The sequence below is a fragment of the Acinetobacter sp. C15 genome (assembly GCF_013420645.1).
GTDB lineage: Bacteria > Pseudomonadota > Gammaproteobacteria > Pseudomonadales > Moraxellaceae > Acinetobacter > Acinetobacter indicus.
Genome location: NZ_VOXR01000022.1, coordinates 1 through 15,482 on the forward strand (window position 1 = coordinate 1; position 15,482 = coordinate 15,482).

General features: G+C 44.6%; 13 protein-coding genes and 1 pseudogene. 9 read left to right on the forward strand and 5 right to left on the reverse strand.

All coding sequences use genetic code 11. From position 1 onward, the window contains the following. Nucleotides 1–160: 160 nt before the first annotated feature. Nucleotides 161–244: pseudogene (locus tag FTT63_RS09750) on the forward strand (glutathione-dependent formaldehyde dehydrogenase); the annotation flags it as partial. A 52-nt stretch (nucleotides 245–296) separates the two neighbouring features. On the opposite strand, the gene gyrB reads toward FTT63_RS09750, so the two are convergent. From gyrB to dnaA, 4 genes are all read right to left on the reverse strand, one after another. Beyond that, a complete protein-coding gene (gene gyrB / locus FTT63_RS09755) occupies nucleotides 297–2,765 on the reverse strand; it encodes a DNA topoisomerase (ATP-hydrolyzing) subunit B (protein WP_127798989.1) in 2,469 nt (822 codons plus the stop codon). A 42-nt stretch (nucleotides 2,766–2,807) separates the two neighbouring features. Beyond that, on the reverse strand, nucleotides 2,808–3,890 hold the full coding sequence (recF, locus tag FTT63_RS09760) for a DNA replication/repair protein RecF (protein WP_005181126.1): 1,083 nt from the start codon (nucleotides 3,888–3,890) through the stop codon (nucleotides 2,808–2,810). A gap of 24 nt (nucleotides 3,891–3,914) precedes the next feature. Beyond that, nucleotides 3,915–5,063: a DNA polymerase III subunit beta gene (gene dnaN / locus FTT63_RS09765; protein WP_016659767.1), complete on the reverse strand. Its 1,149-nt coding sequence runs from the start codon at nucleotides 5,061–5,063 to the stop codon at nucleotides 3,915–3,917. Between the two features lie 110 nt (nucleotides 5,064–5,173). Further along, on the reverse strand, nucleotides 5,174–6,553 hold the full coding sequence (gene dnaA, locus FTT63_RS09770; RefSeq protein WP_005181121.1) for a chromosomal replication initiator protein DnaA: 1,380 nt from the start codon (nucleotides 6,551–6,553) through the stop codon (nucleotides 5,174–5,176). A gap of 660 nt (nucleotides 6,554–7,213) precedes the next feature. Between dnaA and rpmH the strand changes: the two genes are divergently transcribed. The 8 genes from rpmH (at nucleotide 7,214) to FTT63_RS09810 (ending at nucleotide 14,128) form a co-directional block, all read left to right on the forward strand. After that, a complete protein-coding gene (gene rpmH, locus FTT63_RS09775; RefSeq protein ID WP_000831329.1) occupies nucleotides 7,214–7,348 on the forward strand; it encodes a 50S ribosomal protein L34 in 135 nt (44 codons plus the stop codon). Between the two features lie 28 nt (nucleotides 7,349–7,376). Beyond that, nucleotides 7,377–7,769 (forward strand): ribonuclease P protein component, encoded by a 393-nt coding sequence (rnpA, locus tag FTT63_RS09780; RefSeq protein ID WP_005181120.1) that lies wholly within the window; start codon nucleotides 7,377–7,379, stop codon nucleotides 7,767–7,769. A gap of 9 nt (nucleotides 7,770–7,778) precedes the next feature. Beyond that, complete coding sequence (gene yidD / locus FTT63_RS09785; protein WP_045795963.1) at nucleotides 7,779–8,099, forward strand: membrane protein insertion efficiency factor YidD; 321 nt, start codon at nucleotides 7,779–7,781, stop codon at nucleotides 8,097–8,099. Nucleotides 8,100–8,104: 5 nt separating this feature from the next. After that, the gene (yidC, locus tag FTT63_RS09790; RefSeq protein WP_075168111.1) at nucleotides 8,105–9,874 is read left to right on the forward strand and encodes a membrane protein insertase YidC; all 1,770 of its coding nucleotides are present in this window, start codon (nucleotides 8,105–8,107) and stop codon (nucleotides 9,872–9,874) included. A gap of 95 nt (nucleotides 9,875–9,969) precedes the next feature. Then, the gene (gene mnmE / locus FTT63_RS09795) at nucleotides 9,970–11,325 is read left to right on the forward strand and encodes a tRNA uridine-5-carboxymethylaminomethyl(34) synthesis GTPase MnmE (protein ID WP_168382786.1); all 1,356 of its coding nucleotides are present in this window, start codon (nucleotides 9,970–9,972) and stop codon (nucleotides 11,323–11,325) included. Nucleotides 11,326–11,718: 393 nt separating this feature from the next. After that, complete coding sequence (locus FTT63_RS09800; RefSeq protein ID WP_104488185.1) at nucleotides 11,719–12,669, forward strand: hypothetical protein; 951 nt, start codon at nucleotides 11,719–11,721, stop codon at nucleotides 12,667–12,669. Between the two features lie 7 nt (nucleotides 12,670–12,676). Continuing rightward, nucleotides 12,677–13,366, forward strand: coding sequence for a hypothetical protein (locus FTT63_RS09805; RefSeq protein WP_225876392.1), 690 nt, complete (start codon nucleotides 12,677–12,679; stop codon nucleotides 13,364–13,366). A 426-nt stretch (nucleotides 13,367–13,792) separates the two neighbouring features. Further along, the gene (locus FTT63_RS09810) at nucleotides 13,793–14,128 is read left to right on the forward strand and encodes a DUF1622 domain-containing protein (RefSeq protein ID WP_005181102.1); all 336 of its coding nucleotides are present in this window, start codon (nucleotides 13,793–13,795) and stop codon (nucleotides 14,126–14,128) included. A 117-nt stretch (nucleotides 14,129–14,245) separates the two neighbouring features. On the opposite strand, the gene FTT63_RS09815 is transcribed toward FTT63_RS09810, so the two are convergent. Continuing rightward, entirely contained in the window at nucleotides 14,246–15,388 is a 1,143-nt protein-coding gene (locus FTT63_RS09815) for an MFS transporter (RefSeq protein WP_104484548.1), read from the reverse strand. Nucleotides 15,389–15,482: the final 94 nt, after the last annotated feature.

Consider the following 15,482-nt stretch of genomic DNA (forward strand, 5'->3'; position numbering starts at 1 on the left):
ATTCATATTGAGCTTTACGAGGCTATTGTAGCGTTTGACAAGACGCTGATCTAAGCCTTTGATGTTAAATTGAAGAGCATGCTCTTCAATTTAACCTAAAGCATAGGAATTATGTAGATACCTATGCCCTAAAAAGAGGTGGTTTCCACGGAGAGGTTCGATGAAACTGGCCGATGCTGCCGAGGGCTATCGTATTTTTGATCAACGCGAACAGGATTGCCGCAAAATCATTCTCACGCCCTAATCCGTAGTGCCAACAAAAAAGCGCCCGCAGGCGCTTTTTTTAAATAATGCCCTTAGGCATCAATATCGGCATTCAGGGCATTCTCTTCAATAAAGGCACGACGTGGTTCCACATCATCACCCATTAAACATGAGAACATCCGGTCTGCTTCAATCGCATCTTCAATGGTCACCTGCAGCATATGACGGTTTTCCGGGTCCATGGTGGTTTCCCAAAGCTGCTCGGCATTCATTTCACCCAGACCTTTATAGCGCTGGATCATCATGCCGCGACGTGAGTCCTGCAGAATATGCTGCCAGACCTGATGGAAGCTGTTAACCTGAATCTTGCGCTCGCCTTTTTGCAAGTACGCGCCCTCTTCAATCAGGCTAAACCAGCTCTTCGAGTTCTTCAGCAAACGTGCGTACTCACCTGAACCAAGTAAACCGGCATCCAGCAAATAGGCATGTGGCAGGTTATGCACATAAATGGTAATACGTGGCCAGTAAATCGCAGACTTCTGTCCTTCTGCATCTTCTTTGTCAAAGGTTTCGATGCTGAGTTCAGGACGTAAACTGCTTTGAGTGGCCGCGATATAGGCACACAGCTGCTCACCCCAGGCCTGTACATAATCCAGATCATGTGCCTGATCCAGCTTGAACGCTTCTTGTGCTAACAAACCATCTAACAGACTGGCTGGATAACGCAAGGTTAAACGGCTCAGGCTCTTTTGCGAGGTCTGATAATCGGCAATCACCGAAGCCAGTGCTTCACCACGAATCGCCGGTGCATCTGCGCTGACATGCAGGGCCAGTTCATCAATGGCATTGGAAATCAGATAGGTTTCCAGTGCTTCATTGTCTTTAATGTACTGTTCCTGCTTGCCTTTTTTCAGCTTGTACAGCGGTGGCTGGGCAATATAGATATGACCACGTTCCACCAGCTCCGGCATTTGACGGAAGAAGAACGTCAGCAGCAAGGTACGGATGTGCGAACCATCGACGTCGGCATCGGTCATGATGATGATTTTGTGATAACGCAGCTTGTCCGGGTTATATTCTTCACGGCCAATTCCGCAGCCCAGTGCAGTAATCAAGGTGCCGACTTCTGCCGATGAAATCATCTTGTCAAAACGGGCACGTTCCACGTTCAGGATTTTACCTTTTAGCGGTAAAATCGCCTGCATTTTACGGTTACGGCCTTGCTTGGCTGAACCACCCGCAGAGTCACCCTCGACCAGATACAGTTCAGATAAAGCCGGATCTTTTTCCTGACAATCGGCCAGTTTACCCGGTAAACCGGCAATATCCAGCGCGCTCTTACGACGAGTCATTTCACGTGCTTTACGCGCTGCATCACGGGCACGCGCTGCATCAATAATCTTGCCGGCAATCGATTTGGCCGCTTGCGGATTTTCCAGTAAATATTCCGAGAAAGATTTATTCATGGCCTGCTCAACCGCAGGTTTCACTTCACTCGACACCAGTTTTTCTTTGGTCTGTGAAGAGAATTTTGGATCAGGCACTTTCACCGAAATAATTGCAGTCAAACCTTCACGTGCGTCATCCCCGGAAACCACCACCTTCTCTTTTTTGAGCAGGTTTTCGTTTTCCATGTAGCTGTTTAAACCACGGGTCAACGCGGCACGGAAACCGGCTAAATGGGTACCGCCATCTTTTTGCGGAATATTGTTGGTAAAGCAGCGCACATTTTCCTGATAAGAATCATTCCATTGCAACGCAACTTCAACCCCAATGCCATTTTCTGCCTGCACGGTAAAATGGAAAATATCATTCAGATGGTTTTTGCCTTCGTTAATGTATTTCACAAACTCAGACAGACCACCTTCATAGTCATAGATATGTTCCAGGTTAATACGTTCATCTTTCAGGACAATGCGTACACCGGCATTCAGGAACGACAGTTCACGTAAACGGCGCGCCAGAATATCGACATTAAAAATGGTCTGGCTAAAGGTTTCAGCACTTGGCCAGAAACGGATCATGGTTCCGGTCTCTTCTGTTTCACCAACCACGGTTAATGGATATTGCGGATCACCATGACGGTATTCCTGCTGATGAATCTGACCGGCACGTTTAATGGTCAGTTCCAGTTTGCTCGACAGGGCGTTTACCACTGATACCCCGACCCCGTGCAGACCGCCCGACACTTTATAACTGTTGTCGTCGAACTTACCGCCGGCGTGCAGGATGGTCAGAATCACCTCGGCAGCCGATACGCCTTCTTCCGGGTGAATGTCGGTTGGAATACCACGACCATTATCGGCCACAGATACCGATTCATCTTCGTGAATAGTAACTAGAATCTCGTCACAGTGGCCGGCCAGCGCTTCGTCAATCGCGTTATCGACCACCTCGAACACCATGTGGTGCAAACCGGTACCATCATCTGTATCACCGATATACATGCCCGGGCGTTTACGAACAGCATCTAGGCCACGTAATACTTTGATACTAGAGGAATCATAAGCCTTTTCATTGGTTTGTTCTGTTTGAGTGGCAGATTGATCTTCTGAACTCATGGTTTCTCCCTAGTAAAAACTGGTCTATCCAAAGATAAAAAACTATTGCACAACAACTTGAACAGTACCGTTTTCAACATTGAATAATTGATAGGAAATAGACAAATCATGTAAGTGATTCTGCACTGATTCATGGTCTAAGGTGGTAATAAAAACTTGACTACCAAGTTGGCTCAATCGCTCAATTAAACGTCGTTGTGCGGTTAAATCTAATTCTGCTGTCAGATCATCTAATAATACCACAGTTTCCTTATTGCACGCATGCAGCATTGCAATCTGTGACAGTTTTAAAGCCATGATCAATAACTTTTTTTGTCCGCGTGACAGCACTACATCGGCATCGCCCGTCGCTGTTTTTAAACGTAAATCTGCGCGATGCGGTCCATATTCGGTATAACGGCGCTCCACATCTTTCTGATGATGATTGACCAAATCGCTCATTAAACCCGGTTCCGGATGAAATCCAGGATGGTATTCCAGGCGAATATTTAAATCGGGCAACAACTGCTGTAAATCCTGCTGAAAATAGTGCTGCCACTGCTCGATAATACTGTAGCGTTGCAGATGCAGCATTTCACCATACTGGCTCAGCATCTGGTTCCACGGTTCTAGTTCTGCCAGGCTTAAATGACGCCGGGTTTTTAGTAAGCTGTTACGCTGTTTTAAGGCCCGCGAATAGTATTGCCAGGCATGATAAAATTCTGGTTCCACGTGGAACATCATCCAGTCCAGCAACTGCCGGCGCGGTTTGGCGCCGTGGTCGATAATATCAGTACTTTGCGGATCAATCAGTTGTAGCGGCAGCAGTTTGGCCAGCTGCCCCTGGGTGGCAATATGATCACCATTGACCTTAATCAGTTGTTCCCCAGACAGCAGTTTTTGCATGCCGATTTTTTCGGTGGGCGACTGGGCAAATACAATCGCATCTTGGGCATCATGCTGAATATAGTTTTTGGGGATATGGGTACGGAAGGAACGACCGGTGGCTAGTAAATGAATGGCTTCCAGAATCGAGGTTTTACCGGAGCCATTGGCACCATAAAAGACATTAAACGGCTGCAACCCGACGAGTGCAACCGCTTTTAAGTTTCGAACACGTTCTATATTTAAACGCGTAATATGCATAATCGTGTCAGATCACATACAAGCTTAGACACGCATCGGCATCACAACATAGGTTTGATCTTGCTGCGCTGGGTCTTGCACCAGTACCGACTGGTTGGCTTCGGTCATGGTCATCGCCACATCATCACCATCCAGTGCACCTAATACATCCAGCAAATATTGAGCATTGAACGACATTTCCAGCGGTGCATTGTTGTATTGCACAGCCAGGTCTTCAATCGCTTCATCCTGCTCCGGGTTGTTGGCGCGTAATTGTAGTGAATCTGCATTAAAGTTCAGGAATACGCCGCGTAATTTTTCATTACTTAAAATCGCCACACGCTGTAACGACTGCTTGAACACGTCATGTGCAATCATCACCACCTTATCACCACCACGTGGAATCACACGGCGGTAGTCCGGGAATTTACCATCAATTAACTTGGTGGTGAAACGCACGGTAATATCACCCTGCTCTTTGTCACGACTCGGCACGGAAATGGTTACATTTAACAATTCACGACCAATTAACAGGGACAGTTGCTCATCTTCAATACTGAGTAAACGCTGTAATTCGCCCACGGCTTTACGTGGCACAATTGCCTGAATCGGTTGTGTCGCATTTGAAGAGGCACCCGTTTCACATAATGCCAAACGGTGGCCATCGGTAGTCACAGCGCGCAGCTGGTTTTCATCAATTTCCAGCAAGGTGCCGGTCAAATAGAAACGTACATCCTGCACCGCCATGGCAAAGGCAGTTTTTTCAAATAAACGTTTTAATTCACGCTGAGTCACCGCTACCTGTGTGCCTTGAGTATTTTCAGTGGCCAATAACGGATAATCTTCGGCTGGTAAAGTGCCCAACACGAAACGGCTGTTGCCTGATTTTAAAATACAGCGCTGATCTTCAGTAATCTGCAGGTCAATTAAAGCCGCAGTCGGCAAAGATTTACAGATATCCATCAGTTTACGTGCCGGCACTGTGGTCTCACCCGCCTGTAAACATGCACCTTCAGCCAGAACCGTACTGGCCACCAGCTCAACTTCCAGATCGGAACCGGTAATGGTCAGCGCCTGTTCGGTCACCTGAACTTTCACGTTAGATAAAATGTTTAACGTATGGCGACGTTCAACCGCTCCTACAACATGTGATAGAACATTGAGTAAGCTTTCTTTGGCGATTTTTAAACGCACGGTACATTCCTCTAACAACTGAAGATGATGAAGATAAAAATTAATTTTTTAGCAGTGTACTATGCGGCAGAATATGCCGCATTGCAAGAACAGAATTTGACCAAACCGGCCTAACTTTGCAACAGGCGTTGCAGGTTTTTATAGTCCTCGTTGAAGATTGGATCTTCTTCGCGCAGGCTTTGTACTTTCTCGCAGGCATGCATCACGGTACTGTGGTCACGACCACCAAAAGCCATGCCAATTTCAGGGAAACTGTCCCCGGTCAGTTCACGGGCCAGCCCCATCGCCAGCTGCCGCGGACGGGCATAAATCCGGGTACGTTTTGGCCCGACCAATTCTTTGAGTGGGATACGGAAATATTCACTGACCACACGCTGAATATTTTCGGTACTGATGGTACGCGCACGAATCGCCAGCACATCTTTTAGAGATTCACGCACCACATCCAGATCAATCGCGGTGCCTTTAAAACGGGAAATTGCGACCACCTTGTTTAAGGCGCCTTCCAGTTCACGCACGTTGGCGACCACCTGCTGGGCAATAAACAAGGCACAGTTGCGCGGTAAATCGACGCCACTGCTTTCGGCTTTCTTTAATAGAATTTCAATCCGGGTTTCAATATCGGGCGGTTCTACCCCAACTGACAAGCCCCAGGAAAAACGTGACACCAGACGCGGGTCCAGTTCGGTCAGTTCTTTTGGATAACGGTCCGACGTCAGAATAATCTGCTTGGATTCATCCAATAAGGCATTAAAGGTATAGAAAAACTCCACCAGACTGGCTTCTTTACCGGCCAGCAAATGAATGTCATCAACCAAGAGCAGATCAAGTGAACGGCAATTTTTCTTGAATTCTTCAACCTTGCCCTGCTGTAGCGAGCTGACAAAGTCATGTACAAAGCTTTCAGCAGTCATATACATGACCCGGGCATTCGGCTTGGCCTGTAACAAGGCATTCCCCACTGCCTGCATCAAGTGGGTTTTACCCAGACCGGTCGGGCCATATAAAAATAGCGGGTTATGTTGTGAAGCGCCCAGATGGGTCAATACTTTACGGCAGGTTTCTGCCGCCATCTGGTTAGAACGGCCTTCTACAAATAAAGAAAAGGTAAATAAAGGGTTTAACTGACGCTTGCGGCTGTTTTTGCTGCCACTCTCTTCTTTGTCCTTTTTTGGACGGCTGACCGGTGCCGGTGCTGACTCTAAAGCAGCGGTGGTGGTCGCTGGCTGTTCACTGGCCGATAAAATGGCGCCCGGACGGGAATCGACCAGGATTTCAACTTTACGTACCCGTCCTTCAGACAGTTGTTCGGCCAGAATCGTGATCAACTCAAGATGATGTTCCTGAATATAGCGGGTCCAATACGGGTTCGGTGCATATAAACGTAAAGTATCTTCTGATTCTTCTGCAACTAATGGGCGAATCCACATCGTAAAGACATTCCCAGAGAGCTCTTGTCGCAAGCGATTTAAGCAGTCCGTCCAAAGCATGTGAAAACCCCTATTTATTCCATTTTAAATTTAAAACGCATTCGTCCGCTGCAAGCGGGTCGCCATTCTAACCAAGTTATCCACATCTGTCATGAGAAATTGAGCGAATTTAGCCAAAAAACAAACATAAAGATCTAAATTTAAATTTAAAAGCTGGTGTGGATAAGTTTATCCGCAAGCTGTGGATAAAATATAGCATAAAGTTATCCACAATGTATTAAAAATATAAAAACACAGTTATCCACATGCAAAGTCTATGTTTTTTAAATTTAAAAATTGCTTTTCCACATAAAAAAGCCACTCTAATAAGAATAAATTTAAATTTATAAATTTGAATTTATATATTAGAGCATGCTCGGATGTGGATAAACTGAAAATAAATTTAAATTCGAATTTAAACCTGCAGAGAATAAATTTATTCACATGGTCTTGTGGATAATTATGTGAATAATATTGTTTATAACTTATTTTGTATTTTTTAACAATAGGATAGCTTGTGAATAAGCCAGAATATGTACAATTGCCTATTCCTGGATAAACTTAAGGCCTTTTATAAAAATCAGGCTTATTTAAAGGAAAACCGTGTTTTTGATTGACAGCTCAAGCAATGAGCACTAAAATCGCGGACCTTTATAGAAAGATCATTTTTGGAGTTTCGACATGAAACGTACATTCCAACCATCTGAATTAAAGCGTAAACGCGTTCATGGTTTCCGTGCTCGTATGGCTACTAAAGCTGGTCGTCAAGTATTAGCTCGCCGTCGTGCAAAAGGTCGTCACAGCTTAACTGTTTAATCAGTCACGCTGCATCGACTTGGGTGTTATGACATCACTTTATGGCTTCAGCACAGAGCTTCGTATACGCTGTGCTGCCGATTATAAAGATGTGTTTGATGGTGCGCTTTTTAAAGTGCATCAACCCCATTTCTTATTTCTGGCAAAACCGTCCGAACTGCTGAACAGCCGTTTGGGTATTGTTGTTGCCAAGAAAAAAGTGCGTCGTGCACACGAAAGAAATCGAGTAAAACGACTTGCTCGCGAAAGTTTTCGCCTGCATCAACAGCAATTGGCTGTACTGGATATTGTGGTGATGCCCAAAATGGGGATTGAAACAGTGCCAAATGCAGAGTTACATCAGCAATTACAATTTGCTTGGCAGAAATTGCACCGCCTTGCCAAAAAGCATTCTAAAATAGCTCCCTCCCCACATCAGTAGAGATGACCAATGGTACGTTTACTGCATTGGTTGATTCGTTTCTATCAGATTGCGATTAGTCCGCTTCTTGGACCACGTTGTCGCTATATTCCAACCTGTTCTCAATATGCCCTGGAAGCAGTCCAGATCCATGGGGCCGGACGTGGTGTGTGGCTGGCGACTAGACGTATCTGTCGTTGTCATCCGTGGGGTGGTTCGGGCTATGACCCTGTACCGGCCAAAGCAATTCGTTTTATTTCATTTCAGCAAATAGATTCTCAAACGGGTCACATTGCTGTACCCTTTCGTGAACGTTTATTGAACCAAAATCACTCTAACCACTTGGGGTAATAGATATGCAACAATGGGCCAGGATTGCAATTCTCGGGGCCATGTTTGTTGTCGCTTATTTGCTCATTTTGGCTTGGCAAAAAGATTATGGAAATGCTGAAACCCAACCACAGCAACAGGCTGCGGTGGTTTCACATGAAGTGTCTGCAGATTTGCCAAATGGCCAAACCGCTACAGCAGCTTCTGATGTACCGCAGGCAAATATTTCAGCGCAGCAGACTCAAACCACAGATGCCACTGCACCTGTAAGTCAGCAGCTTATTTCAGTACAAACTGACCTTTATCATCTTTGGATCAATCCAAAAGGTGGTGATATTGTTCGTGTTGAATTACTCAATCATGACAAAAATAAAGACAGTGATGCACCGTTTGTAATGCTTGAAAGCGATGACAAACGTACCTATGTCGCTCAGTCAGGCCTGATTGGTCTGAATGGACCAGACAGCAGCCGTAATGGTCGTCCAAACTATGAAGTTGAAAAATTAAGCTATAGCCTGGAAGATGCCAAAGCCGTTCAGAATCAGGACGGTGAAGCGGTGAAAGTGTTAAATGTACCAATGGTGTACAAAACTGCTGACGGTGTAGAAATTATCAAGACCTTCAGCTTCAAGCAAGGCGAATATCCGATTGTGGTCAACCACAAAGTGGTAAACCGCAGTGGCCAGAACTGGCAAGGTCAAATGTTTGGTCAGATCAAACGCGATAACTCGGATGATCCGGGTAAATCGGACCAGGGCATTTTCACTTTGGGTACCTTCCTGGGCGGCGCCTGGGGGACACCGGATGAACACTACAACAAGCTGAAATTCGACAACTTCACTGAAGAAAAACTGAATGTTGAAGCGACTGGCGGCTGGGTTGCGGTGGTACAGCACTACTTCGTGAGTGCATGGGTGCCGGGTAACCTGAAACTGACCCAGGCCGATGGCCAACCGTATAGCGCCAAGCTGGAATCGCGTAAATCAGGCGATAATATGAATATTATCGGCTTTACTTCGCCAACCATTAATGTACCGGCGGGTACAGTGGCAGAAGTCGATGCGACCTTCTATAGCGGTCCAAAAATCCAGTCAGAGCTGAAAGATCTGGCCACTGGTCTGAATCAGACTGTGGATTATGGCTGGTTATGGCCAATTGCCAAACTGCTGTTTGTAGGCTTGGAATTCTTCCACGGCTTAGTGGGTAACTGGGGCTGGGCAATTATTCTGTTGACCATTCTGGTGAAGCTGATTCTGTGGCCATTATCGTCGAAGAGCTACCGTTCTATGGCGAAAATGCGTGTGATTGCACCTGAAATGCAGCGCATGAAAGAAGAGTTCGGTGAAGACCGGATGCGCTTCTCGCAAGAGATGATGGCCCTGTACAAACGTGAACAGGTCAATCCGCTGGCCGGCTGTTTACCGCTGTTACTGCAAATGCCAATCTTCCTGGCCCTGTACTGGGTACTGATGGAATCTGTAGAGCTGCGTCATGCGCCATGGTTACTCTGGATTCAGGATTTATCGGCAATGGACCCTTGGTTTATCTTGCCGCTGATCATGGGTGCGACCATGTATATCCAGCAAATGCTGAACCCGCAGCCGACCGATCCTATGCAGGCTAAAGTCTTCCGCATTATGCCAGTGATCTTTACTGTGTTCCTGCTGTTCTTCCCGGCGGGTCTGGTGTTGTACTGGATTGTCAACAACCTGATCACCATCTTGCAGCAAGGCCTGATCAACAAATCTGTTGAGAAAGACCGTGCCAAACGTGATGAAGCGACCCCAGTCAACTAAGTTGTACTGACGAGCTGAATAAATCCGCTTAAGATGATACTCTTAGGCGGATTTTTTTTGGCCCGACTTTAAGCATTGCGACAGGTGAATTTATGCTGACCCAAACCACAACAATTGCTGCGATTGCCACTCCACCCGGGCGTGGCGGTGTGGGGGTAATTCGCCTGTCTGGTCCCAAATCCTATGCTATTGCTGAAGCCTTAACCCAAAAGCAGCTGCCGAAAGCCCGTTTTGCCGGCTTCCGTCAGTTTTATGAGGCTAGCGGTGAAGTGATGGATGAAGGTTTGGTGATTTGTTTCCCCAATCCGAACTCCTTTACCGGTGAAGATGTGGTGGAACTGCAAGGTCATGGTGGCCCGGTCATTCAAAATGCCCTGCTGGCACGTTTACTGGAACTCGGCGCGACCGCAGCCAAAGCGGGTGAATTTTCCATGCGCGCCTTTGAAAATGGTAAGCTTGATCTGGTACAGGCCGAAGCGATTGCCGACCTGATTGACGCGACCTCGCAGGCTGCAGCACGTTCAGCGGTACGCTCCCTGCAAGGCGCATTTTCAACCAAGGTCAATACGGTTTTAGAAAAACTGATTCATCTGCGTTTGCATGTGGAAGCAGCGATTGATTTTCCGGAAGAAGAAATTGATTTTCTGGCCGATGGTAAAATTCTGGCCCTACTGGATGATGTTGCCAGCTCAGTCACCGCGGTACAGCAATCGGCACGTCAGGGACAATTATTGCGCGAAGGCTTGCAGGTGGTGATTGCCGGTAAACCGAATGCCGGAAAATCATCTTTACTGAATGCTTTAGCCGGGATTGAACGGGCGATTGTGACCGATATTGCTGGTACCACCCGTGATGTGCTGCATGAAAAAATCACCTTAAATGGCTTGCCGATTACCCTGACCGATACCGCCGGTTTACGGGAAACCGGTGATGTGGTGGAAAAAGAAGGCATCCGCCGCGCGATTAAAGAAATTGAACAGGCCGATTTATTGCTGCTGGTGTATGACCTGAGTCAGGGTGAAGATCCGCTGCAATTGGCCCAGGAATATTTTGCCGATCATCTGGAACCCAAACGTCTGATGCTGATTGGTAATAAAGCAGATTTGACTGGTGCTGAAGCCGTTATTGGTGATTATCAGGGTTTTCGTCATATTACCGTGTCGGCCAAGCAGGAAACCGGTGTTCAATCGCTCATAGATGCGATTACAGCCCATGCAGGCTTCCAGCCGGAAGAAGATACCTTCATTGCCCGAACTCGTCATTTAGACGCAATGAAGCGCACCCAGTACTATCTGGCCGAAGCGCGCGAGCAGCTGGTAGATTATCATGCCGGTGAGCTGGTGGCTGAATCCCTGCGTCTGGCGCAAAATGCCCTAGGTGAAATTACCGGAGATTTTAGTGCCGATGATCTGTTGGGTAAAATTTTCGGTTCTTTCTGTATTGGAAAGTAATTTCAGATGGCTTTGTTGCATAAATATGTAAGCATCTGATTTACATAAATTTAATTTTGGATCAAAAAAATCAAAATTTTTAAAATCATATAGTTATGAAATCTTTGTGCAACAAAGCCTTCCAAATTTAAAAAATGATTTCATAGCGTATAAGTAGTGAAGCTTATAAAAAATTCTAAACTTACCTATCATTATGGGCTTTAAAAAAAATTAGAAGAGACTAGAGAAAGTGGACGTTATAAGGAAAATAGTAAGAGAGAATTATTCATTGAATGCTAAAACTTAATACAAATATCTTTTATCTAAATTGTAATCTAAATAATCGTTTGATAATTCTAAAATTAGTATATATTTTACACAGGTGGACTATTGCTATAAATAGGAATTTTTATCTTGAGTAGTATTGAATTGTTTGTAGAGAAAGAACTTGGGAAAAAGGTACTTTCAAACTTAAAGAAAATTCATATTGGGGGAACCAATAATAAAAAAGGGAGAGATTATGAAAATTTCTTTCAATTGTTTAAAGCATTTGAGTTAGCCTCTCAAGACATCGACCATCAAAAACATTTGTTGAGCTGTCAAGAGTTAGCTTTTATTGATGATATTTGTTATTGGGATTTAGAAAATTCAATTAAACATAATTTTCAAGCCAAAAATTCTTCTGGTTCGGCTGCTGATTGGAGTAGTGAAATAACGACCAGATGCAAAAGACAAACTATTTTAGACACTAAATTTCATAATATTGGTGAATCGCGAAATTATTTATTAGTATCTTGTGAGAAGAAAAAAACTAATAATTTAAAAAAAGTGCCAGTAAGATTAAGAAAATTAAATACATGTATTTTCTTTCCTTATTGTAAAACCTTGGTTGAACTTTTAGATCAGACAAAATTAAAGACATATATTGCTGAGTTAATCGAAACTGATGAGCCCTCGCAAGTTGATTACGCTGCAAAGTTGATTTTAGGGGTTTTGCAAGGTACGAGTGCACAGGATATTAAAAGTATATTTGAACAAGCTTGTTCAAATGCATCACCGAATCCATTTGTAAAGTTTCGAAAGACAGATAATTTTCATCGGGAAATACCTGATTGGATTAAACAAATTGTAACAGCATCTTCTAATAAACTAACTTATAGATTACAATCTAATAGGATATATTTATATGCAGCATCAGGCATTGAAGTCTCTGCTTCGTTAGATTTAATCCTACAAGTTTCTGAATCAGTAATTCAGGAAATAACTACTACTAAAGATTTAGCGATGTTATTTATGTCTTTAACCAGTCGTGAGTTAGATGATATGGACACATCTCTAGATTCTTCTCCTTCAGGAGGAGCTTAGAATGGGCATGAACGAACGTACTTACAGCAATATTGCTAATAGTTTAGCAAAAGATCATTTGCAAGGTTTATTGGATTCAAAAAACAATCCAAGTGATTATCGTGTGCATATGGAAGAGTTAGGTAAGTTATTAGCTGAGTCTTTAGTGCCAAAATTAAGACAATCGAACAAATGTCTGGTGATTTCTACAGCTGAAGATGCTGATTTTTTACAAGCTGGTGTTAAATCTGTATTGAATCAAAATCAGATTGCTAACAAACTTGCAGTTTTTTGGAATAATCATTATCAGCTGCCATCTAAAGATAGCGTTGCTCCTATTGTTCACAAATTTATTGAACCTGGATTCGAGCAAGCTGATAATGTAATCATTGTTAAATCTGTAATGTCTGGTAGTTGCGTAGTGCGGACCAATTTAATTGCTATGCTGAACCAAATTAAAAATGCAAAGCAAATTTTTATTGTGTCCCCTGTTATTCATAAAAATTCGGAAAAATCTTTAATTAAAGAGTTTCCATTTGAAATTTCATCAAAATTTCATTTTGTGTATTTTGCAAAAGATTCACAAAAAGATAAAAATAGTGGTGAAGTGATTCCAGGAATTGGTGGACAAGTCTACGAATTATTAGGTTTAGTAAAGCAACCTGCTTTAACAAGCTATATGCCGGAAAGTGTAGAAAGATTAGCATTCAATTTTTAAATTGATATAAAAAAAGGCTTCATTGATTGAAGCCTTTTTTTATAAAAATTCAAATATAGTCACTTATTAGTCACTAAAATAATGTATTTTCAATAAGTATTTGTTTTAATTATTATTTTTAATAATAAATACTTTCTGTATTGGAAAATAAGCGTAGTACGCTCTGAGCTTGCTATGCATTTAAAAGCATCAGGTGTTAGCCACCTGGTGCTTTTTTATTGCTTTTTATCAGGCAATCTCGTCATTTCAGCCTAAAGGGTTTCGTATACTCTAAGGGAACAGCCTGTCACATTGTATGGGCTAGCCTATATCCCACCATCCGCCCTTCTATTGCCCGATATTCAGGCTATGATGAGTGAATAACCTACAAGTTGTTCCAATAAAATCCTGAATGCAGTTCAACAAAAACACTGCCGGAGGTGTGGCATGCTGGAGGTGGTTGATTTACGTGAGTCACTGGTTGCTTTAGTGAGTGTGCTGCAGCTGTTGCTCGAGTTTATCTCGGTGGTCTGTGTGGTGATTGGTCTGGTCAAAACCTTAATGGTGCTGGTTCAGCTAAAATCCGGCCGCAGTGCGCGCTATTGTTTTGGCAATTGGCTGGCCACTGCGCTGGAGTTTCAGCTGGCCGCAGATATTCTGGCCACCACGGTCGATCCGGATATGGACAGCCTGATCAAACTGGCGATTATTGCGGTCATTCGGACCTTTTTAAACTACTTTTTAATGAAAGAGCTGGAACATCAACCCGGTACAGAGAAATAAAACTATTCAATCATCTGGTGGATGTTGATATGGTCAGCATCTGATTGGCAGCGCAGTCTGTCCGCACCCAGGATCAGGCCGAGGGTGCCTGATCATCCCCGACTCAACAGTATTAATTTAAAAGGTTAGCACTTTACGCTGCTGCCAGATCAGGCTGAGGCAAAGCAGCCCAATCAGCATGCAGAAGCTGATAATACCCACACTTAAGCCAAAATGGTCTGATAAATAGCCCACCGCAATAATCGGTACAATGGTGCCCAGATAGGCAATAAACAGATAACTGGACATAATTGCAGCGCGGTTGTGCGGCTGACTCATCTGGTGAATCAGGCCAAAGGCGCCCAATAAGCTCAAGCCATGCCCAATTCCGACCAGCACATCACTGACAAAGAACAGCGGGCTCCATTGCAGCGACATACACAGTCCCAGCAGAAGCAGGCTGCCGAGCAGCGCATAGAGACCCCAGCGCAAGGCCGTGGCAGGCAGTACACTACGGGCAAAAAACTGGACGATGGCTGAAATAATTAAAATCGCAGAAATTGCTACACCACTGACCAGTGGTCCATGCCAAGGCAAAATATCCTGCACAAACGACGGCGACAGCGAAGCAAACAGACTAAAGCCGGCAAAGGCACAAAACGCAGCGAAACTGACCAGAAAAAAAGCAGCCTGATACGGCGCATCCGGGGTTTGTAATTTGGGATAAACCGAAAAGGGCTGCTGTTCAAAGGCAGGCTGTTTTAGCTTGAACAGGCCCAGCCCACAGAAAATGGCACTGACAATCACCGGAAGATAAGGCGTGACCAGCGGTTGCTCGGCAAACTGGGCAATCACACCGCCCAGAAATGGCCCTAAACCAAAGCCAATTGCGGTAATAATCGAGCTGAGCTGCGGCGCCAGCAGTTTATGGCTATCGGGCACTACATTCATCAGCCCCAGCATGGCAGAGGTGGTAATCAGTCCCGAAGCAATCCCAATAATAAAGCGGCCGAGGCCCAAATACAGCGCTGTCGGTGCCCAGGCTGACAGTATCAGTCCAACCGTGACGAGGGCAATACCGACCTGCAAGCTGCGGACAAAACCAAAGCGGTTACTGGTTCGTCCCAGAAACAGTAACGTAGCCAGACAACCGAACATATAGGCCACAAACAGATAGGTAATATGACTCGGCAGCAGCTGCCACAGCTCCTGATACAAGGGATATAAAGGACTGGCCAGTGCGGTTCCAACGGTACCAATACACAGCGCCAGGCTGACCATTAAAAACGGCTGCCACGATTGAGCGTTTGACATGAGAGAATAAAAAAATACCTCAGCTTTTTGGCTCAGGTATCATGATATGAGAAAAGATCGT

Coding starts and splice junctions, on each gene's coding strand:
- gyrB (WP_127798989.1), bottom strand. CDS start 2,765: ATGAGTTCAGAAGATCAATCTGCCACTCAAACAGAACAAACCAATGAA.
- recF (WP_005181126.1), bottom strand. CDS start 3,890: ATGCATATTACGCGTTTAAATATAGAACGTGTTCGAAACTTAAAAGCG.
- dnaA (WP_005181121.1), bottom strand. CDS start 6,553: ATGCTTTGGACGGACTGCTTAAATCGCTTGCGACAAGAGCTCTCTGGG.
- rpmH (WP_000831329.1), top strand. CDS start 7,214: ATGAAACGTACATTCCAACCATCTGAATTAAAGCGTAAACGCGTTCAT.
- rnpA (WP_005181120.1), top strand. CDS start 7,377: ATGACATCACTTTATGGCTTCAGCACAGAGCTTCGTATACGCTGTGCT.
- yidD (WP_045795963.1), top strand. CDS start 7,779: ATGGTACGTTTACTGCATTGGTTGATTCGTTTCTATCAGATTGCGATT.
- yidC (WP_075168111.1), top strand. CDS start 8,105: ATGCAACAATGGGCCAGGATTGCAATTCTCGGGGCCATGTTTGTTGTC.
- FTT63_RS09805 (WP_225876392.1), top strand. CDS start 12,677: ATGAACGAACGTACTTACAGCAATATTGCTAATAGTTTAGCAAAAGAT.
- FTT63_RS09810 (WP_005181102.1), top strand. CDS start 13,793: ATGCTGGAGGTGGTTGATTTACGTGAGTCACTGGTTGCTTTAGTGAGT.
- FTT63_RS09815 (WP_104484548.1), bottom strand. CDS start 15,388: ATGGTCAGCCTGGCGCTGTGTATTGGTACCGTTGGAACCGCACTGGCC.